Genomic DNA, 18,464 nt, shown 5'->3' with positions numbered 1-18,464 from the left:
GCTCAGGCTCCCTGCCCGATCGCAGCACCGCTCGCCCGGTCGAAGAGACGGGCACTTTCCATATGGGGCGTGATGATCGCAGACGCGCCCAGCGAAACCCTGGCATCATTGTCGAGCACGACCTTCATGGCGCTCTCGCTCTGGCCCAGATGCACAATGATGCGGGCACCGATGCGCTCGACAAAGGTCACGGGCGCCTTCATGCCGCGTCCTTCATGGGCGATCGTCGCCTGCTCGGGCCGGAAACCGAACAGCACATCGCCCCCATGCCCGCGCAGCCGCTGTGCCAGCTTCGCCGGCAGCAGCGGTGTCAGGCCGACCGGCCCCAGATCGATGACCATGCCCCGGTCGCTCTCGGCCGGGCGGCCGGGCAGCAAATTCATGCCGGGAGACCCGATGAAGCGGGCGACGAAGACATTGGCCGGATTGTTGTAGACTTCGATGGGGGAACCCACCTGCTGCAGCACGCCATGATCCATGACCGTGATACGATCCGCCATGGTCATCGCCTCGAGCTGGTCATGCGTCACATAGACCATCGTCTGCCTGAACTGGCGCTGCAGATGCTTGAGCTCGGTGCGCATCACGGCGCGGAAGGCGGCATCGACATTGGACAGGGGCTCGTCCAGCAGGAAGATCGCCGGCTCGAGGATGGCCGAGCGGCCGATCGCCACGCGCTGCAGGATATTGACCGACAGCCGCTCCGCCTTGCGGTCGAGAAGCGGCGTCAATTGCAGAAGCTCGGCAATGGCGCCGACCCGCCTGTCGATCTCAGGCCTGGACGCACCATGCATCCTCGGTCCATAGGCCAGGTTCTGGCGCACCGTCATATGGGTGAAGATCGCATAATTCTGGAACACGAAGCCGACGCCGCGCCGCCCCATCGGCACCTGCGCCATGTCGCACTCGCCGAACAGGATGCGTCCCTGCGTCGGCTCCTCCATGCCGGCGATCATGTTCATGGTCGTCGTCTTGCCGCAGCCCGAGGGGCCGAGCAGCGCCATGAACTCGCCATCGGCAATATCGAGATCCATGGTCTTGAGGGCGGTGAAATCGCCGAACTTCTTGGAAAGGCCCTGAAGATGGATGGCGCTCATGCCGCGGCCTCCCGGTTGGCCGCCATGCGCTTCATGGCCAGGACGGCGGCGACGGAGAGAACAACCAGGATCGCCAGCGCAATGGCCGCGACATAGCCCCAGATCAGGTCCTGCGTCGTCACTTTATATATGTAGACGGAGATGGTCTCGGTCGCGACCCCGGGACCGCCGCCCGTCATTATATAAAGCGTGTCGAAGATCTTGAAATTCTCGATCACCCTTATAGCGAGCGCGATGATGATGATCGTCTTCATCTTGGGAACCACGATGGTCACGAAACGCTGCCAGGCATTGGCGCCAAGGAGCGTCGCCGCCTTGATCTGGTCCTGCGGCACGCCGACCAGGCCCGCCAGCAGGATCAGGAACATCAGCGGCGTCCACTGCCAGATATCGGCAATCATGACGGCGGCAAGCGCCAGCTTCGGATCGGAAAGCCAGGCGATGGCGACGGGAAAGCCGAGCAGTCCCGACAGCACGTCATTCACCGGCCCGCCCGACTGGAACAGCATGAAGAACATGTAGCCCGCGACCGCCGGCACCACCATCATCGGCATCAGCAGGATCGAGTAGAACAGTTTCTTGCCCGGGAAATCATCGGCGAACAGCGTTGCAAGCGCCAGCCCGAGAAGGAACTCCACCGGCACACAGACCAGCATCACGACAAGCGTGCGCCACAGGGCACTCCAGAACCGGCCGTCCATGGCAAGGTCGGTATAGTTGGCGAAGGTGTTCCACATCTCCCAGGCATTCCACCAGTTGGTGCCGGAAAGCGGCGACCAGTCGGTGAGGCTGATATAGGCCTGCATCAGGAGCGGAAAGGCCGAGATGAAGAGCACGAGGATCTGCGCCGGCAAGGTCAGCCGGAAGCCGAGCCTGGCCCTTTCATCCTGGGCAGGCGCCGAAGATTTCGGAGCGGGCGCACTCATTTCATTTTCCGAAGCGACGGCCATGGTCATTGCTTCAATGCCCCGAAGGTGAGCCCGCGCACCAGATGGCGCTGGATGGCGATGCCCATGATGACGGGCGGCACGGCGGCAATGAGGCCGAGCGCGGCTTTGGCGCCGTAAAGCTGTCCCGTCATCGAGGAGGAAAGCGACGCCATATAGACCGGGATGGTCACCCATTCGCGCGTGGTCAGGAGGAGCGCAATGAGATAGTCGGACCAGTTGAGAATGAAGACGAAGAGTGCCGCGCTGGCGAGGGGTGCCCGCATCATCGGCAGGGTGATCCGGGTGAAGACGCGCCAGCGCGAGCAGCCTTCCACCAGTCCCGCCTCCTCGATCTCGCGCGGCATGTCGTCGAAGAAGGTCTTCATCAGCCAGAAGGCGAAGGGCAAGGTGACGATGCCATAGATGAGGGCGAGGCCCCACCAGCTGTCGGTGAAATTGAGGAAGGCCCACATGATCATCACCGGGATCATCACGGCCATGGGCGGGAACAGCCTGAGCTGCGTCAAGGCGAGAGGCAGGTTCTGCCCCGCCCCGAAGCGCGACAGCCCATAGGCGGCGGCGGTTCCGGCCGACATGGCGATGATGGTGCCGAGGCTCGCCGAGAGCAGCGAGGACAGGATCGGTTTCAGCGCCGTGCGGTCGAGCGCCACGATGAGATCGCTCGAGGATTCCCCGAAAATGAAGCGGAAATTGGCGAGCGTCGGCTCCTTCGGCCACCAGGTGAGCTCTGCCCCCGTCGCCGACCATTCGCCGATCGGCTTGAAGGCCATCGACATCATCCACAGGATCGGGATCAGCGTCACCGCCAGTGCCGCGAATATCGCGGCATAGCGGAAGATCTCGAACGGGACGGCGCGCTTCATGTCAAACCAATGGTCCGCTGGCTGTAATGGCGGGAGGAGCGTCGCCGCTCCTCCCCTCAGGCTTGCAGGCCGGCGCGTGATCAGGAAAAGTGGATGCCGGTTTTCCGTCCGATCACGCGCCAGACCTTGAATTCTATCAGCTGACGGTGTCCGTCACCGTCGGCCAGGCCTCCTTGTTCGTCTTGATCGCTTCGAGCAATTTGTCCTCGCCGATGCGCCGCGCGATCTTCTTCCATTCGGCCTCGGTATCGGCCATCGCCTGCTCGGCCGTCTTGGCCTTGGTGAGCGCCGCGACGAGATTCTCATCGAGCGCATTGTGGAAGGCGGTGGCGCCCGGATAGTTGATCGTCGGCACCGTGCGCTTCACCGTCTCGCGCACGATATCCATGTGGTAATCGTGATAGGTCTGGCGCACCAGCGGATCGGAGAAGTCCGAAAGCCGGAACGGATCGAAATAGCCGCCGGGATTGGCGGTCATCCAGGCATAGATGCGCGCCGAGCCGAGCCACTGCAGGAAGACGTAGCAGGCCTCTGGGTTCTTCGCCTGAGCGGAGACCGAGGCCGAGAGGTTGAGCCACAGCACCGAGCGGCTGATCAGCTTGCCGTCGACCTCGCGGCCGGGCGGCAGCATCGAGCCGATCTTGCCGGTGACGGCCGAATCCTTGTTGGCCGCATTGTCGAGGAACTTGGGCAGGTTCGAGAAGGCGCAGGTCATCGCCGCGCCCGCTTTGGCGAAATTGCCATATTGCTCGGGCCAGCCCCAGGAGACGGCATCGGGCGACTTGTAGGCGAGCGAGGCGATATATTCATTGGTCGCCGCAACGCCCGCATCGGAATTGATCAGCGCCTTGCCGGTGTCGTCGAACAGGAACTGGTTGGGCGAGCCCATCGACACATAGCGCTGATACCAGTTGGTATAGCCCCAGCCCTGATTGCGCAGGTCGGTCGAGCCGAGCAAGTTCTTGTCGGGGCGATGGAAGAAGGCCGAGATCTCGTCGAGCTGCTTCCAGGTTCTGGGCGGCGCCAGCGCATAGCCATGCTTGTCGGCGAAGGCCTTCTTCTCGGTCTCGTCATTGAAGAGATCGGTGCGATAGACCCAGGTCTGGAAATCACCGTCGAGCGACACGCCATAGGTGGAGCCGCGATACTGGTTGAGCAGCGACACACCCTTGGCGCCATTCACATAGCCCGTCTCGGGCGCATCCCATTCGGGCTTGTGCTTGGCCACATAGTCGTCGAGCTTGACGATACCGCCCGTCTCGGCGAGATCGCCCAGGCGGTTCCACTCGACCGCATAGATGTCATAGGCCCCACCCTTGGTGGAGATGTCCTGCATCGTCTTGGTGAATTCCTGTCCGTTCGGCACGCCGACGATCTCGAGCGTGATGCCGGTTTCCTTCTCCCACAGCGCCTTGATGGAAGGCGCCCCCGCCGGAAAGGGCTGTGTGAGCTGGCCGATCGATCCATCGGAAAGGCCGAGCACGATCTTGTCGACGCCCGCCGCCTTCATCGCCTTCGCCGCTTCGACGGCGCGGCCCTCGGGCGTGTCCGGCCCATATTGATAGCGCTCCGCCCCATCGAAGCCGGTCGGGCCGCCGATCATGCCGGCGGCAAGGGCATCGGCCGCATAGGCGCGGCCCGGGCGGATGAATTTCGGAGCAATCCCGGTAAAGGCGACGAGTGCCGCAGCCTTGCCTCCTGACGCAAGCAGGCGGCGCCGCGACATGCGGATCAGATCTGACATGTTGAAATTCCTCCCATTTGGACTGGATTCTTCCAGATCCATTATGAGGAATATTGACGAGCGATTTTGATGATGTCAACATCATTTCAAATCAAAAAACATCACCATGCACTGCGCAATGAGAAATGCTCCAATGAATCAATGTCCTCCCGCTATGCAGCAGGCATTTCCGCCTTTGCAGTTGATTGATATTGAGGTATTTCCGGCGTCCCGCAAACATACGATCGGATTGCCGGGAGGATGCGAGAAGATACATCATTTCCCCTCAGAATCGGGGCAGAGTAGAGGCTGACGAATGCGCTCCACCCTCCTCGACATTGCACGCGAAGCCGGCGTTTCGGCCGCCACCGTCGACCGTGTCATCAACAACCGGGCGGGCGTGCGCGAACGCACCCGTGAGATCGTGCTCGAGACCGCCAGGCGTCTTGGCTATCTCTCCGCCGAGCACATCACCGTGGAAGGCCAGGCCGACAGGATCCGGCTCGACTTCGTGCTGCCGGTCGGCACCAACACCTTCATCAAGATGCTGCAGAACCAATTGAGCCTGCAGGGCGCGGCGCGCCAGGACCTCGATGTCGAGGTGCATTCGATCGAAGGCTTCAACCCCGATACGCTGGCCCGCAAATTGCGCGATCTGCAGGGCACGACCCAGGGCGTCGGCGTCATCGCGCTCGATCACCCGACGGTGCGTGAAGCCATACGCGGCCTCTCCGCCAATGGCGTGAAGGTCGTCACTCTGGCGACCGATATCGCGCATGTGCCGCGCGTTGCCTATGTCGGCATTGATAACCGCCAGGCGGGACGGCTCGCCGGTTACATATTGGGCCGCTTCCTCGGCACCACCGAGCCCAAGAAGGTCGCGATGTTCGCGGGTTCCCTCTCCTATCGCGGCCATGAGGAGCGCGAAATGGGCTTCCGCCATGTGCTGGCGGAGGACTTCCCCAATCTCACCATCGTGGAACTGCGCGAGATGCGCGACGACCGCGAGAAGGCCTATACCGAAGCCGCGGCCCTGCTCGACCGCCACGGCGATCTCGCCGGCATCTATAATATCGGCGCCGGCAACCAGGGTGTCGCGCGCGCTTTGCGCGAGCGCCATCTCGAAGGCTCGGTCGTGTTCCTGGGCCACGAGCTGACCGAAGGCACCAAGCAATTGCTGCTCGAAGGCACGATGGACGCCATCATCGACCAGAATCCGCGCGTCGAGGCGCGCGAAGCGCTCAATCTCCTGAGCCAGGCGGTGAAGGGCCTGCCCTATGAAGGCCATCCGCCGCGCCTGCATGTGATCTTCAAGGAGAACATCCCGGAAGTGTGAAGCGTAAACTCAAGACGCCTTCACGATGCGAAAGCCTTCCACCTCATGCACCACCGGGAACTTCGCCCAGCGCTCGGCATCGTGAAGGATGATGAGGCGGCCGAGATCGCCGCCGATCTCGTTGTTGATCCGGTCCATCGTCTTGAGCTGCTCCCAGATGCTCCCCACCCCATTGGCGAGCGGCACATAGACGCCGTCATGCTTGTGGCCGGTGATGTTGCGCGCCGCATAGACGCAGTCGCCCGACACGACGAGGCGGCCGCGCCCGGTCTCCAATATGACGAATTGCTGGCCCAGCGTGTGGCCTTCGCCGAACCTCACATGGAGGCCGGGCAGGATATTGTCGCGATCACCGTCGAGCAGCGTCAGGCGATGCTCGACCGACGCATCGAAGGCATTGCGCAGATCATCGGGATTGATGATCGCGGTGAGGAAGCCGAATTGCGGCGGCAGCGCCATCGCCTCGACCCAGGACAGGATCTCGCGCTTCTGGATCCAGATCTGCGCCTTGGGGAACTTCCCGATCGAGCCCATATGGTCGAAATGCGCATGCGACACGACGATATCGGTCACCGCCTCCGGCGCGACGCCGAGCTCGGCCAGCATCCTGAGCGGCGATATCCAGTGCGGAATGCCGAATCTGACGCTCATCTCGGCGCCGATCCCCTCGCGCATGAAGCCGGTATCGACCAGCGCGATGCGCCTGCCCTGCCTCGCCATGACGAAAGAGAAGGGCAGATCGACGACGCCGTCATCATGGGCGCCATTGATCAGCCCGTCGACCGGCTGGTCCTTCGAGCGGGCGAATTCGATGACATGGACATCCCAATGCGTGGCATCCGCCATGGTAGCTCTCCTCAGTTTTCGGCCAGCTGGCGGCCAAGGCTCGACAGGCCCACCGCGACGATCAGGATGGCGCCTTGGAAGACATATTGCGAATAGGTCGGCGCGCCGAAGATATTGAGGCCGTTGAAGCCGAAGGCGATGATGAGCGCTCCGACAAAGGTGCCGATGATGTGGAACTCACCGTCCCGCAGCGTCGCGGAACCCAGAAAGACGGCGGCAAAGGCGGTGAGGAGATAGCTGTCGGCGGCGCTCGTGGTACCGCTGCCGAGCCGGGAGGCAAGCAGTATTCCTGTCAGCGCTGCGCATATGCCCGAAATGACGAAGCCCAAAATCTTGATGCGGTCGACATTGATGCCGGTCAGGCGGGCCGCCGATGCATTGCCGCCCACCGCCTGGATCTCCTGGCCGATGGCGCTCTTCTCGACCAGAATCCACAAGCCGCCCAGCACCAGCGCCATGATGACGATGTTGTTCGGGACGCCGAACAGCCAGCGGCCGAGCGAGAGCTGCAGGAAGGCCTCGGGCACGCCGGCGACGATGGGGGCGCCACCTGAATAGGCGAAGGCAAGTCCGGTCAGGATCGTGCCGACGCCCAAGGTCGCGATCACCGAATTGACCCTGATCTTGGTGACGATGAGTCCGTTGGCCAGGCCGATCAGTGCGCCGGCGAGGAGGATGATCACGATCGCCACGGGAATGGGCATTTCATTGCGCACGATGAGTCCGGTGACGAGGATGCCATGCAGGCTCGCCGCAAAGCCGATCGACAGATCGAGCTCGCCGACGATCACCGCCATGGTGAGACCGCCCGCGATGATCATCGCCAGCGAGGCCTGGTTGATGACATTGGTGAAATTGCCCAGCGTCGGGAAGGCCTTCGGCGAAAGGATCGAGAAGGCGATGATCATCGCCAGGAGCCCGATGATGGTGGAATAGCGCGCGAAGATGCCCAGCGCCCGCTTGCTCGCGGGCGACATGCGGCGATTGGCCAGGACCATATCGGTCATGCGTCCCCTCCTACTGAATAGCTTGCCGCGACGATCGCCGCGCGTGTGATGTTTTCGCCTTCGAGCGTGCTGACGATGCGCCCATCGGCCATGACGATCACCCGGTCGGCGAGATCGGGCAATTCGTCGGGCTCGGATGAGATGACCAGCACCGCCATGCCGTTCGCCACCAGGCCGCGGATCAGCCGGTGGATCTCGGCCCGCGCCCCGATATCGACGCCACGCGTCGGCTCATCGAGAATGAGGATCCGCGGCTCGCGCTTGAGCCAGCGTCCGATGACGACCTTCTGCTGGTTGCCGCCGGAAAGGCGCCCGACCGGCGCGTTGATGCCCGCCGTCTTGATGGCGAGCCGGCGCACCATGTCGCGCGCCAGCGCATTGCGTTTGCCGGCACTGATGAAGGGCAGCGCCGGCGAGAAGGTAAGGCTCGCCAGATTGGCAAGCGAGAGGTTGAAGGCGATGCTCCTGGTCAGGAGCAGCCCTTCGCTGCGCCGTTCCTCGGGAACGAGCCCGATGCCGGCGCGCCAGGCTTGCGCCGAATGGCGCGGCGCGAAGGGCTTGCCGGCAAGGGCCATGCTTCCCGCATCGATCCGGTCGGCGCCATAGATAAGGCGCGCCAGTTCGCTCCGCCCCGAGCCGACAAGACCGCCAATGCCGAGGACCTCTCCCTCATGAAGCGTGAAGGAGACGCCATTGACCTTTGGATGGCGCGCAAGGCCCGCGACCGACAACAGGGGCGCACCGGTGACTTTGCGGCGCGCGATTGGCGCCGAGACCGTCTCGCGATGCCCGACGATGGCTTCGACAAGGGCTTGCCGGCTGAGCTCATGTCCTTCGAGGCAGGCGATCGATGCGCCATCGCGGAAGACGCTGACCCGTCGGCACAGCCGCAAGATCTCGTCCAGCCGGTGCGAGACATAAAGGACGGCGACACCCGACGCGGAAAGATGTTTGATGATGGCGAACAGCCGCTCGCTCTCGCCGACCGAGAGCGAGGCGGTGGGCTCGTCCATCACGATCAGGCGGGCCTTGTGCACCAGAGCGCGGCAGATGCTGACCAGCCAGCTTTCGGCCGTCGACAGATGCCTGACTTTCGTGTCGAGCGCGGCATGAAGCCCGACCCGCTCGGCGATCGGCGTCACATCGCGGGCGATCGCGGGCCAGTCGACCAGACCCAGCCATGTCCTCTTGGGCGTGCCGAGCATGATGTTCTCGAGCACCGTCATCGTCGGGACCAGCGCCAGGTCCTGATGGATGAAGCTCATGCCGAGCGCGCTGGCCTGATGCGGGCTGTCGATCGTGACCGGCTTGCCGTCGAGGCTGATGTCGCCGCTGTCGGCCTGGACGAGGCCGGCGAGGATGCGGATCAGCGTCGACTTGCCGGCGCCATTGGCGCCGACAAGTCCATGCACTTCGCCGGGGCAGAGCTCGAGCGAGACTCCCTTGAGCGCCTGGGCGCCGCCGAACGCCTTGCGGATGCCCGCAGCCTTGAGGAACGGGAGCGCGTCTGATGCCACCGCATGAGAATTCGTGTCGAACATCGCGCGGTCAGGCACGCTCCCTCGGTCTTGCTACTTGATCGCGTCCGGATGTTCGGTGAGGAACGTCTCGACGCTCTCCTTGGTGACGACCACGGCCGGCACTTCGGCCGCCTTCGCCTGCCAGCTTGCGCCCGCTTTCTTGATCTCGTCCAGCATCTTCACCATGTTGTAGCCTTCGGTGAAGCTGTCCTGCCAGGCGGTCGCGGTCATATGACCGTTCTTGATGTTCTCCAGCGCCTGGGCATTGCCGTTGATGCCATAGACCTTCACATCGTCGCGCCCTTGCGCGCGCAATGAGCCGATCGCCCCGATCGCCGGGTCGTCCCAGCAGCCCCAGATGGCGAGCGCATCGCCGCCGGCCGGATGCGAGGTGAGCCAGGCATTGGCATATTGCGCGCCATCCTCGAAATAGCCCGGAATGCGCACTTCGTTCTTGGTGACGGTGATGTCGGGATGCATCTTGAGGATCTCGTCCATCACCACTTCGCGGTTACGGCAGACCTCGCCGGTGCGATAGGTCAGCGCCAGGACGCTGCCCTTGCCCTTCATCTGCTCCACCATCATCTCGACGATCGGCGTCGCCATCGGGCCGCCGGAGCCATTGGTCGCCGCAACCGTGCCGCCAAGGCCACCACCCCAGGTCACGACGGGGATGCCAGCACTCTTGGCGGCATCGAGGCCGGCGCCGATCGACGACACCGGAAACACCATGTCGATGATCGCATGGGCGCCGCGCTGGGCGAAATTCTGGATGCCGGCATTCGCCTGGTCGGCGCTGCCCGCGGCATCGATGACCGATACCTCCCAGCCGAGCTCGCCGGCGGCTTTCTCGGCCCCCTTGATGTAGCGAACATTGTTCGCTTCGGTCGCGGCGATCGAGACGATGCCGATGAGCGGCTTGTCGGCGGCAGCGAGATGGCTCGCTCCCAGTCCGAGGCCTAGGGCGAAGGCGCACAGAGCCAATGTCTGTCTCATTATATCCTCCCATGAACGGCTGCCGTTTGACTGCGTCAGCAAACGTTACCTAACCGTTTCGATAGAATTCCCGATCGGGCTTCGGCAATCAAGTAAATTTTCGCATAGACAAAGCATTTTTCGTCGGCAAGTATAGCTAAACGTTTAGCTGGATGTGATATGGCAACCATCAGGGATGTGGCCAAGGCCGCCGGGGTTTCGACAGCGACGGTTTCGGCCGTCGTGAATGACTCGGCCTATGTGAGCCCGGAGCTTCGCGCGCGCGTCGAGGCCGCGGTGCGCCAGCTCAACTACGCCCCTTCCATGGTGGCGCGGAATCTGAAGCGCGGCAAAAGCCAGCTCATCGCCATTGTCGTCGCCGATCTCGCCAATGCCTTCTTCAGCCGCATGGTCTGCCTTGCCGAAGCGGCCGCCGCCGCCTGGGGCTATTCCCTCGTCGTGTTCAACAGCGATGAGAAGCCCGAAGCCGAGAAGCGCATCATCTCGCGCATCCGCATGCTGTCCTGTGACGGCATCGTGCTGGTGCCCGTCGGCGAGACGGCGCAGAACATGCGCGATGACGATGGCAAATCGATACCGACCGTGCTGTTCGGCCGCATCGTCGATGACCGTCGCTCCGACACGGTGACGATCGACAATGTGTCGGCCGGCCGGCAGGCCACCAACTATCTGCTCGATCTCGGCCATCGCCGCATCGGCTCGATCACCGGCCCCTTGCAACTCACCACCGGACGCGGCCGCCATGAGGGCATGATGCAGGCGCTGCAGGCCCGCGGCGTGACGCCCCTTCCCCACCACATCCGCTCCGGTGAGTTTCGCGAGGGCACCGCCTATTCGGTGGCGCGCGAGATACTGGAAGGCGACGACCGCCCCAGCGCGCTCTATGTCGCCAATGGCGTCATGGCGCTGGGCCTGATGCGCGCTCTGTCCGATCTCGGCCTTAGATGCCCGGAAGACATTTCCATCGCCTCGACCGACACCATACCGGGCATCGGCGGGTTGCGCCCGCGCCTCACCCGCACCGAGCATCCGTTGAGCGACATGGTCAACGAGGCCTTCCGCCTGCTCGTCGATCGCATCAGCAATGGCGCGCCGCCGGCGCCGCGCAATGTGGTGTTCCAGCCAGCCCTCGTCGTCGGCGAAAGCTGCGCGCCCACAGTGCCGCTCGTAGTGGAAAACCACCGCTAGAGTGCGAAGCGGCTTTCGGATAACCCGATGCGTAAACAAAGAGATGGAACACCGGGCCTATTCTATGAGAACGTCCGACGCTCTAGATGTGAGCTTTCAATAGGTTGTCCACTCGGCCACATGCAGAGCCAGGGAGTCTCGGATGAGCGTTCTGAATAGATTTGGCCTTCACGGCAAAACGGCGATTGTCACCGGAGGGGCACGAGGCATTGGTCGCGCAGTTGCCGAGCTCGCGGCTGCCACCGGCGCTGATATCGCAATCGTCGACATCCTCGACAAGGAAAGTCAAGCGACTGCCCACGAAATCGCCCAGTTGAGTGGCAAGAAGGTCCGAGCCTGGACGGCAGATCTCTCTGACCCAAAGGCTGCTCAGGACGTAACGGAGGCAATTGCCGGCGAGCTTGGCGACATCGACGTTCTGTTCAATTGCATCGGAATCAATCCCAATACACCTATGCTCGAGGTATCGGCTGAAGAGTGGTCGAAGGTTATAAACGTGAATGTCAACGGACAATTTTATATCTCTCAGGCGGTCGCTCGAAAGATGGTCCCGCGCGGCAGGGGAGCTATTGTCGCGATCGGCTCGAATTCAGGCTTTATCGTGGATCGTCCGCAGCCCCAGGCACACTACAACACCTCCAAGGCTGCCGTTCATCAGATGATCAAATCGATGGCGATCGAATTGGCCCCCTACGGTATTCGGGTCAACGCGGTGGCTCCTGGATATGTCATTACCGAGATGACGGCGCGCGGCATCAGCAACCCGGCTTGGCTGCCAATGTGGAAGGACATGACCCCGATCGGTCGCTTCGGCCAGCCGGAGGAAATCGCCAATGTGATGCTGTTCCTAGCCAGCGACGCATCCAGCTACATGACCGGATCCATCGTCCTGGCTGATGGCGGATACACCTGTTGGTAAGGAAAGCGCACATGGCCGCTCGCGGCGGAAAGCCGCCGCTGATCGAACCTCAATATCCCGCCGCCTTCCCCGCGGCCGCGCGGCTGTCGATCGCCCCATTGTAGCGGGCGCCGCCGCCTTTCTCGATCTCGCCCAGCGACTTGCCGCCGACCAGAATGCCGGCGGCCTGTCCCCAGACCTTGCCGGCCGCCGCCACATCGAGCTTGTAGCCCATGCCGGCCAGCAATTTCAGCGTGTCGGGCGACAGGCCGTTATTCTCGACATAGACCGTATCGGGCAGCCATTGATGGTGGATGCGTGGTGCATCGATTGCCTCCTGGATATCCATGCCGTGGTCGATGACATTGATGATGGCTTCGAGCGTGATGGTGATGATGCGCGAGCCTCCCGGACTGCCGATCACCATGAAGGGCTTGCCGTCCTTGGAGATGATGGTCGGGCTCATGGAGGAAAGCGGCGTCTTGAGTGGTGCTATGGCATTCGCCTCGCCCTGCACCAGCCCATAGAGATTGGGGACGCCGGGCTTCTGGGTGAAATCATCCATCTCGTTGTTGAGGAGGATGCCGGTGCCCGGCGCCACCACACCGGCGCCGAAGGAGCCATTCAGCGTATAGGTGACGGCGACCGCATTGCCGGCATCATCGATGATCGAATAATGCGTGGTCTCCTTGCTCTCGGCGAAATCCTTCGGCTTTAGGTCCTTGGAGACGCCGGCGCGGTATTTGTCGATTCTGCCGCGGATCTCCGCCGCATAGGCCTTGTCGGTGAGCGTCGCCACCGGATTTTCGACAAAGGCCGGATCGCCCAGCGCCGAATTGCGGTCGACATAGGCATGGCGCATCGCTTCGACCATGAAATGCACCGTATCGGCCGAGCCGAAGCCCAGATGCGCGATCGGATAGAATTCGAGGATATTGAGGATCTCGCAGATGATAAGGCCGCCCGAGCTCGGTGGCGGCGAGGACACGATGTCATAGCCGCGATAGGAACAGGTGACAGGCTTGATTTCGCGCACTTTATACTGCTCGAAATCGGCTTTGGCGAGGATGCCGCCTTTTTCCTGGCTCGCCTTCACGATCGCATCGGCGATCGCGCCTTTGTAGAAGGCATCAGGTCCTTTCTCCGATATCGCCGTCAGCGACGCGGCAAGATCGGGCTGAACGAGTTTCTCGCCCATGCCATAGGCCGCGCCATCGGCTTTCAGGAAGATCGCGGCGGCGGCCTTGTCCAGGGCCAGCCGCTTGGCATTGCCGGCGAGAATACTCGCATCGCCCTGGCCGAGGACGAAGCCTTCCCTGGCAAGTCGAATGGCAGGCGCCAACAATTGCGCGCGGGCGAGCGTGCCGTATTTCTCGCGCGCCATGTCGAGCCCCGCCACCGATCCGGGCACGCCGACAGCGAGATAGCCATCGAGGCTTGCGCCCTTGATCGGATTGCCATCCTTGTCGAGATACATGGTCTTGGTCGCGGCCAGGGGCGCTCTTTCGCGAAAGTCGAGGAAAGTGGTCGCGCCGTCCTTGAAGCGGATGGTCATGAAGCCGCCGCCACCGATATTGCCGGCCGAGGGATAGGTGACCGCCAGTGCATAGCCGACGGCGACCGCCGCATCGACGGCATTGCCGCCTTGCTGCAGCACCTCGACGCCGATATCGGAAGCGAGATTCTGGGCCGTCACCACCATGCCGTGCTCGCCCTTGACGGGCGCCGGCGAGGCCGCGAAGGCGGATGAGCCCGCGATGAGGAAAAAAGCGACGAAAATAGACTTCAGGCAGGTCTTGGACATGGGCGCGCCCCCTTTATCCGGCTTGGTGCTGGAGCCTATCTTCCACCCAAGCGAAGGAAAGTGCGATTCCTTTTATCGAGAGAGACAGGCCATATGAACATACGTCAGCTCGAATATTTCCTGGCCGTCGCCGATTGCAAAAGCATGACGCTGGCGGCGGCGACGCTGGGCGTTGCCCAGCCTACTCTCACCAAGACCGTGCGCGCGCTCGAGCTTGAGCTCGGCGTGAAGCTGTTCGAGCGCATGCCGCGGGGGATGGAGCTCACCCCTTACGGCCAGAGTCTGCTGCGGCACGCCGAGGCGATCAAGGTTCAGTTCTGGGACGCCAAGAGCGAGATCGGGGCGCTTCGCGGCGGCAAATATGGAACGGTGGTCATTGGCGCAGGGCCGGCCTGGCTCCGCCGGCTTCTGCCCGCCGCCGTGGCCAAGGCGATCGAGAAGAACCCGTCCATAAGGGTGAGGGTCGAGGGAGGCTTCGACAATGCCTTGCTGAGGTCCCTGCGCCATGGTGCGGTAGACCTCGTCATTGCGGAACTCCCGGCCACCGAAGCGCCGCGCGATCTCAAGATGCAGCCGCTAACCTCCGACCGTCTCGGCGTCTGCTGCCGCAAGACCCATGAGCTGAATGGAATGCGCAAGCCGCCACTTTCCGCGCTCCTGAGATATCCCTGGGTCATGCCGCCCCAGACGACCCGCGCTCACCAGCGGCTGAAGGCGCTGTTCGTCGCGACCGACCTGCCGCCGCCGACTTCGGTCGTCGAAACCGAATCAATGGCCTTCATCCTGCAGATGGTGCGCTACTCCGATGCACTGACCTTCACGGTCTCGACGACCCTCAAGCTCCCCGAAGCCAGGGATATCGTGATGCTGGACGTGCCCCAGCTTGCGGCAGTGCGCAACGCCGGCATCATCACGCGGAAGAATGGCTGGCTTTCGCCTGCCGCCGAGGCCATCGTCGATGAGCTGGTCGCCATCTGCGAGCGCGAGCACACCAACTGAGCTATTCCATTCCGGCATCGATAAGGTTGACTTAGTTATTTGCAGGAATGGCAGATTCATGAAAGCCTCTTCGCATGACGGCGCAAGTCCGTCCCATGGGAGGAACCGATGAAGAAAGAGCTCAAGCTCAGCAGACGGCATGTGATCGCCGGAATGGCAGCGGCAACGGCAGGCACGGCATGGCGGCCTGTCTGGGCGGCCAGTGTCGCGCCGATCACCATTGTCATCAATCAATCGCCGTGGTTCGAAAGCTTCCGCAAGACGGTCGAGCTCTATGAGGCGGAGAGCGGCAATCAGGTCGAGCTCGACGTCAATCCATTCGCCGGCTCTCTCGAGAAGCAGCGTAACTCCGTGCGCGCGAAACAGGGCCAGTATGACATACTGATCATGAATTCCGGCTGGTTCACCGAGATGTATGCCGGCGGCTTTGTCGATCCTCTCACCGATATCGACCCGTCATTCAAGCTCGATCCCGAAATCTTCACGCTTGGCGATACTGTCTACTATAATGCCGACAAGAAAACCGTGACCGCGGACGGCAAGCTGATGTCGGTCCCTGTCTCGCCGCTCATTCCGATGCTCTATTATCGCGGCGATCTCTATGCCGAGGCAGGTCTCAAGGCGCCCAGGACCTTCGCCGAGCTCGAGGCGAATGCGCGCCGCTTCCACGAGCCGCCCGCGCGCTACGGCATCGTCCAGCGTGGCGCGCGGGGTCCCCATACGGTGGCCTATGATTTCTACCCCTATCTCTATGGACAGGGCGGCGGCATCTTCAAGGACCAGTCATCGGGTGATTATTCGGTGACGCTCAACAGCCCGCAAGGGCGCGAGGCGCTCGAATACTATATCCGCCTCGCCCGCGAGGCCGGTCATCCCAAGACCGCGGCGATGGACCAGGCCGAAGTCATCCAGAGCATGGTGACCGGTCACGCCGCGCATATCATGATGGTTATCGCCGCCTGGTCGCAAATGGACGATCCCAATAAATCGGCAATCGTCGACAAGGTGGAATGGGCCCCCACCCCGTCCATGCCCGGGCTTCCGACCGCGCCCGGCCTGGGCCACTGGCTGGCCGGCATCGCCAGGAATGTCCCGGACGACCGCAAGCGCTCGGCGATCGAGTTCCTGCGCTGGTTCCAGACCAAGCAAGCCCAGCTGGCAACAGCCAAGGCGGGCGGCATCCCGGTTCATGCCGGCGTCTACAGCGAGCCGATCGCCGACGAACGCAAATACCGTTGGATGAAGCCGCTGGCCGAGGCGTTGCCGCATGCCGTCAATGTCTACCAGTTCCCGGAGGCGAGCGAGGTCATCGCCGTCCTGGAACTCGGCCTCAATCGCGCTATCGCCGGCGAGATCACGGCGGTCGACGCCCTGAATGGCATGGCGGACGAGATTCACGCGGTGATGGAGAAATACAAATATAAGACGGCGCAGCTCGAGCCGCTGCGTTGAACCGGCAAGCATGAGCACAAGTTCGATGACGGTGCCGGCTGGCCTGAAGATGGCTCGCAAGCATGGAGCGTCATTCGGAGACGACCGGCTCTGGCGCTGGCTGACCTTCTCGCCGGCGCTGGGGCTGATGCTCCTGTTGAGCGTGCTGCCTCTGGTGAACCTGCTGATCAGCAGCTTCCAGGACATCAGCTGGGCCGACGGCAGCGCGGTCAGGACCTTCGCCGGCCTCAGCAGCTATCATGCGCTTGCCGCCGACACGCTTTTCGCGGCCGGGCTCGCCAACACGTTCATCTTTGCCTTCGCTGCGGTCGCCGGTCAGATGGTGCTCGGCCTCGGCCTGGCGCTGCTCAGCAGCAAGGTCACGCGGGGCCGTGTCCTTTACCGCGCCATCTTCATCCTGCCCATCCTCATCCCGGGTATCGTCATCGGCGCGATCTGGAAGCTGATGCTCAACTATGACTTCGGCCTCGTCAATCAGGGATTGGCGCTCCTCGGGATCATGCCCCAGGATTGGCTGGGCGCTCCGGAAACGGCGCTCCTGTCGGTGATCATGGTCGATATCTGGCACTGGACGCCATTCTGCTTCCTGCTCTTCCTGGCCGGACTCGAGTCGCTTCCCCAGGACGTCTTCGAAGCGGCCAGGATTGACGGCGCCAGCGCATGGCAGGAGTTCTTCCACGTCACTCTTCCGCTGATCATCCCCACCATCGTGGTCACCTTCGCCTTCCGGCTCGTGCTTGCCTTCAAGGTCTTCGACGAAGTCTATCTCCTGACCAGCGGCGGACCTGGCACCGCCACCGAGGTGGTGAGTTTCACCCTCTATCAGCGCTTCTTCACCGAGGACCGCATCGGTTACGGCTCCGCAATGTCGATCGCCGTGATTTTCATCGTGTCGCTTCTCCTGGTCATCGCCCTGTCGGCCCGCCGTCAGGCGGCGGCGTCATGAGCGGCCTCCTCTCCGCGCGGTCTCGGGCGGGACTCATCCATCTGCTGCTCGCCGCAGCAGCGGTCATCGTGATCATTCCCGTCGTCTGGACCGTTGCCGCCGGTTTCCGCACCCAGATATCGCTGCTGATGGGCGAGCTCCTCTTCACGCCGGTGGGCAGCAACTTCGCCGAAGTGCTTTTCTCCAAGACCTCCGACTTCCTGCTCAATTACCGCAATTCCCTGATCGTCGGCATATCGAGCACCGCGATCTGCATCGCCATCGCCACACTTGCCGCGTGGTCGCTGCACCGCATGCGCTGGCCAGGCTGGATCGTCCATGTCTTCCTCGCCTGGACGCTGATCTTCCACATGATCCCGCCCGTCGCTTTGGCCGGCGCCTGGTATACGATGGCCCGCGCTGTCGGGCTCGACAACACCTTCACCGGGCTGGTGCTTGCTCATGCAACCTTGAACCTGCCGATGGCCATCTGGCTCATGGGCGTCTCGGTGCGCGACGTGCCGAAGGAGCTCGAGGAGGCTGCTTTCATCGATGGCGCCAACATGCCGGCCGTGCTGTGGCATGTCGTGCTCCCCATCATCGCGCCCGGTATCGCCGCCACGGCGATCCTGGCCTTCGTCTTCTCCTGGAACGAATTCGCCGTCGCCTTGACGCTCACCATGAAGCAGACGGCCACGGTGCCGGTGGCGATCGCGAAATTCGCGCAGGATTTCGAGATTCAATACACGCAGATGGCGGCAAGCGCGGCCTTGTCCATCCTGCCCGCCCTCGTCCTGCTCCTCATCGCCCAGCGCTACATCGTCAAGGGACTTACGCAGGGCGCCATCAAATGACCGGCA

The 18,464-nt window shown here is 62.7% G+C and carries 16 protein-coding genes; 7 read left to right on the top strand and 9 right to left on the bottom strand.

Features of this window, described 5'->3' with window-relative positions:
- Nucleotides 1–2: 2 nt before the first annotated feature.
- The 4 genes from DT068_RS10170 to DT068_RS10155 all read right to left on the bottom strand — a co-directional run bounded on the left by DT068_RS10170 (nt 3) and on the right by DT068_RS10155 (nt 4,654).
- Complete coding sequence (locus tag DT068_RS10170; protein ID WP_119389699.1) at nt 3–1,097, bottom strand: ABC transporter ATP-binding protein; 1,095 nt, start codon at nt 1,095–1,097, stop codon at nt 3–5.
- Nucleotides 1,094–2,023: a carbohydrate ABC transporter permease gene (locus DT068_RS10165; protein ID WP_368904609.1), complete on the bottom strand. Its 930-nt coding sequence runs from the start codon at nt 2,021–2,023 to the stop codon at nt 1,094–1,096. The genes DT068_RS10170 and DT068_RS10165 overlap by 4 nt, the downstream gene beginning before the upstream one ends.
- Nucleotides 2,024–2,049: 26 nt before the next feature.
- The gene (locus DT068_RS10160) at nt 2,050–2,910 is read right to left on the bottom strand and encodes a carbohydrate ABC transporter permease (protein WP_119389698.1); all 861 of its coding nucleotides are present in this window, start codon (nt 2,908–2,910) and stop codon (nt 2,050–2,052) included.
- 136 nt (nt 2,911–3,046) lie between these two features.
- Nucleotides 3,047–4,654, bottom strand: coding sequence for an extracellular solute-binding protein (locus DT068_RS10155; protein WP_119389697.1), 1,608 nt, complete (start codon nt 4,652–4,654; stop codon nt 3,047–3,049).
- Between the two features lie 295 nt (nt 4,655–4,949).
- On the opposite strand from DT068_RS10155, the gene DT068_RS10150 reads away from it, so the two are divergent.
- Complete coding sequence (locus DT068_RS10150; RefSeq protein ID WP_119389696.1) at nt 4,950–5,969, top strand: LacI family DNA-binding transcriptional regulator; 1,020 nt, start codon at nt 4,950–4,952, stop codon at nt 5,967–5,969.
- 9 nt (nt 5,970–5,978) lie between these two features.
- Here the strand turns inward: DT068_RS10150 and DT068_RS10145 are convergent, their stop codons facing one another.
- Genes DT068_RS10145 through DT068_RS10130 form a run of 4 tightly spaced genes read right to left on the bottom strand, consistent with a single transcriptional unit; the run spans nt 5,979 to nt 10,338 of the window.
- On the bottom strand, nt 5,979–6,815 hold the full coding sequence (locus DT068_RS10145; RefSeq protein WP_119389695.1) for an MBL fold metallo-hydrolase: 837 nt from the start codon (nt 6,813–6,815) through the stop codon (nt 5,979–5,981).
- Between the two features lie 11 nt (nt 6,816–6,826).
- Nucleotides 6,827–7,822 (bottom strand): ABC transporter permease, encoded by a 996-nt coding sequence (locus DT068_RS10140; protein ID WP_119389694.1) that lies wholly within the window; start codon nt 7,820–7,822, stop codon nt 6,827–6,829.
- Nucleotides 7,819–9,378 (bottom strand): sugar ABC transporter ATP-binding protein, encoded by a 1,560-nt coding sequence (locus tag DT068_RS10135; RefSeq protein ID WP_368904608.1) that lies wholly within the window; start codon nt 9,376–9,378, stop codon nt 7,819–7,821. Before DT068_RS10135 ends, DT068_RS10140 begins: the two co-directional genes overlap by 4 nt.
- 15 nt (nt 9,379–9,393) lie before the next feature.
- On the bottom strand, nt 9,394–10,338 hold the full coding sequence (locus DT068_RS10130) for a sugar ABC transporter substrate-binding protein (protein ID WP_119389692.1): 945 nt from the start codon (nt 10,336–10,338) through the stop codon (nt 9,394–9,396).
- 159 nt (nt 10,339–10,497) lie between these two features.
- On the opposite strand from DT068_RS10130, the gene DT068_RS10125 reads away from it, so the two are divergent.
- Both DT068_RS10125 and DT068_RS10120 read left to right on the top strand, forming a co-directional pair.
- Complete coding sequence (locus tag DT068_RS10125) at nt 10,498–11,526, top strand: LacI family DNA-binding transcriptional regulator (protein ID WP_119389691.1); 1,029 nt, start codon at nt 10,498–10,500, stop codon at nt 11,524–11,526.
- A gap of 142 nt (nt 11,527–11,668) precedes the next feature.
- Nucleotides 11,669–12,445 carry an SDR family NAD(P)-dependent oxidoreductase gene (locus DT068_RS10120; protein WP_119389690.1) on the top strand — a complete coding sequence of 259 codons (777 nt, stop codon included), beginning with the start codon at nt 11,669–11,671 and terminating at the stop codon, nt 12,443–12,445.
- A 49-nt stretch (nt 12,446–12,494) separates the two neighbouring features.
- Here DT068_RS10120 and ggt read toward each other — a convergent pair whose 3' ends face one another.
- Nucleotides 12,495–14,228, bottom strand: coding sequence for a gamma-glutamyltransferase (gene ggt / locus DT068_RS10115; RefSeq protein WP_119389689.1), 1,734 nt, complete (start codon nt 14,226–14,228; stop codon nt 12,495–12,497).
- A 93-nt stretch (nt 14,229–14,321) separates the two neighbouring features.
- On the opposite strand from ggt, the gene DT068_RS10110 reads away from it, so the two are divergent.
- The 4 genes from DT068_RS10110 (at nt 14,322) to DT068_RS10095 (ending at nt 18,458) form a co-directional block, all read left to right on the top strand.
- Nucleotides 14,322–15,227, top strand: coding sequence for a LysR family transcriptional regulator (locus DT068_RS10110; protein ID WP_119389688.1), 906 nt, complete (start codon nt 14,322–14,324; stop codon nt 15,225–15,227).
- A 108-nt stretch (nt 15,228–15,335) separates the two neighbouring features.
- Nucleotides 15,336–16,679, top strand: coding sequence for an extracellular solute-binding protein (locus DT068_RS10105; protein ID WP_119389687.1), 1,344 nt, complete (start codon nt 15,336–15,338; stop codon nt 16,677–16,679).
- A 10-nt stretch (nt 16,680–16,689) separates the two neighbouring features.
- Nucleotides 16,690–17,625, top strand: a complete 936-nt coding sequence (locus DT068_RS10100) for a carbohydrate ABC transporter permease (RefSeq protein WP_368904607.1) — start codon at nt 16,690–16,692, stop codon at nt 17,623–17,625.
- Nucleotides 17,622–18,458: a carbohydrate ABC transporter permease gene (locus tag DT068_RS10095; RefSeq protein ID WP_119389686.1), complete on the top strand. Its 837-nt coding sequence runs from the start codon at nt 17,622–17,624 to the stop codon at nt 18,456–18,458. The genes DT068_RS10100 and DT068_RS10095 overlap by 4 nt, the downstream gene beginning before the upstream one ends.
- Nucleotides 18,459–18,464 lie beyond the last annotated feature (6 nt).

The sequence above is a fragment of the Taklimakanibacter lacteus genome, assembly GCA_003576695.1.
GTDB classification, from domain to species: Bacteria; Pseudomonadota; Alphaproteobacteria; order Rhizobiales; family Aestuariivirgaceae; genus Taklimakanibacter; species Taklimakanibacter lacteus.
The sequence above is the reverse complement of the archived record's forward strand: the minus strand, read 5'-3'. Positions and strand labels throughout refer to the sequence as shown.

Excerpts from the sequence above, each read along its gene's own strand:
- DT068_RS10100 (WP_368904607.1), top strand. The coding sequence starts at position 16,690 with ATGAGCACAAGTTCGATGACGGTGCCGGCTGGCCTGAAGATGGCTCGC.
- ggt (WP_119389689.1), bottom strand. The coding sequence starts at position 14,228 with ATGTCCAAGACCTGCCTGAAGTCTATTTTCGTCGCTTTTTTCCTCATC.
- DT068_RS10160 (WP_119389698.1), bottom strand. The coding sequence starts at position 2,910 with ATGAAGCGCGCCGTCCCGTTCGAGATCTTCCGCTATGCCGCGATATTC.
- DT068_RS10125 (WP_119389691.1), top strand. The coding sequence starts at position 10,498 with ATGGCAACCATCAGGGATGTGGCCAAGGCCGCCGGGGTTTCGACAGCG.
- DT068_RS10120 (WP_119389690.1), top strand. The coding sequence starts at position 11,669 with ATGAGCGTTCTGAATAGATTTGGCCTTCACGGCAAAACGGCGATTGTC.
- DT068_RS10105 (WP_119389687.1), top strand. The coding sequence starts at position 15,336 with ATGAAGAAAGAGCTCAAGCTCAGCAGACGGCATGTGATCGCCGGAATG.
- DT068_RS10170 (WP_119389699.1), bottom strand. The coding sequence starts at position 1,097 with ATGAGCGCCATCCATCTTCAGGGCCTTTCCAAGAAGTTCGGCGATTTC.
- DT068_RS10145 (WP_119389695.1), bottom strand. The coding sequence starts at position 6,815 with ATGGCGGATGCCACGCATTGGGATGTCCATGTCATCGAATTCGCCCGC.
- DT068_RS10140 (WP_119389694.1), bottom strand. The coding sequence starts at position 7,822 with ATGACCGATATGGTCCTGGCCAATCGCCGCATGTCGCCCGCGAGCAAG.
- DT068_RS10165 (WP_368904609.1), bottom strand. The coding sequence starts at position 2,023 with ATGAGTGCGCCCGCTCCGAAATCTTCGGCGCCTGCCCAGGATGAAAGG.
- DT068_RS10155 (WP_119389697.1), bottom strand. The coding sequence starts at position 4,654 with ATGTCAGATCTGATCCGCATGTCGCGGCGCCGCCTGCTTGCGTCAGGA.
- DT068_RS10095 (WP_119389686.1), top strand. The coding sequence starts at position 17,622 with ATGAGCGGCCTCCTCTCCGCGCGGTCTCGGGCGGGACTCATCCATCTG.
- DT068_RS10110 (WP_119389688.1), top strand. The coding sequence starts at position 14,322 with ATGAACATACGTCAGCTCGAATATTTCCTGGCCGTCGCCGATTGCAAA.
- DT068_RS10150 (WP_119389696.1), top strand. The coding sequence starts at position 4,950 with ATGCGCTCCACCCTCCTCGACATTGCACGCGAAGCCGGCGTTTCGGCC.
- DT068_RS10130 (WP_119389692.1), bottom strand. The coding sequence starts at position 10,338 with ATGAGACAGACATTGGCTCTGTGCGCCTTCGCCCTAGGCCTCGGACTG.